This is a genomic window from Dellaglioa sp. CoH-55-MRSF-9, assembly GCF_056782155.1.
In genome coordinates this window covers 1-255 of record NZ_JBXAYG010000126.1, presented here as the reverse complement: position 1 = coordinate 255, position 255 = coordinate 1, and the positions used below count along the sequence as shown (strand labels likewise).

Genomic DNA, 255 nt, shown 5'->3' with positions numbered 1-255 from the left:
CCCCGGCGAGCAGGGCGACCACGAGCCACGGCAGCGTGAAGGCGAACGTGAGGCCGGCGATCAGGGCGGGGGAGTCGGTGTACCGGATGGCGACCAGCGGCAGCGCGACCTTCATCACCCCGTCGGCGAGGTTGGAGAGGGCCGACGAGGTCCACAGCGTCCAGTAGCGCGCTCCGAGGGGTTCCGATGCCACGTGCTCCACCCTGGCACGCCGATTGAGAAATCTCAATCGATATCAGAGAACTCAATCGGGCG

General features: G+C 67.1%; 1 pseudogene. It reads right to left on the bottom strand.

The features are described 5' to 3' along the window. Window positions 1–193 (bottom strand): annotated as a pseudogene (locus tag AC1RPV_RS08045) (hypothetical protein); the annotation flags it as partial. Between the last annotated feature and the right edge of the window lie 62 nt (window positions 194–255).